Source organism: Monashia sp. HAY1-5C, assembly GCF_056755255.1.
The window spans coordinates 1-266 of the sequence record NZ_JBPGXG010000398.1 but is presented as its reverse complement, the minus strand read 5'-3'; the positions used below and the strand labels follow the sequence as shown (position 1 = coordinate 266).

At 49.6% G+C, this 266-nt stretch carries 1 protein-coding gene; it reads left to right on the top strand.

Translation table 11 applies throughout. From position 1 onward, the window contains the following. Window positions 1–266 (top strand): DUF4469 domain-containing protein (locus ACR9ZK_RS22180; RefSeq protein ID WP_481344102.1); only part of this gene is annotated, 266 nt, incomplete at both ends.

Genomic DNA, 266 nt, shown 5'->3' with positions numbered 1-266 from the left:
GCTCAGTGAATGACCTGCTTACTCCCGGCAGAAACCTTAAGATTGCCGGTAGCAAAATCAAAGTAGCGGGCAACGATCCATTTATCGGGGTGTTCTTTGTGAACACGACAAACGATGTCAGAACGATGGTCGAGGAAAGCGATATGGTGACGAATAATCCTTCGGAGGTTATGGTGGTCATTCCGAACCTGTCAGCAGGAACCTATCGCTTAGAGATCGTGACGCAATTTGCCCAGGGCGCGCTTCTAAAGGAACCGAGAACAGCT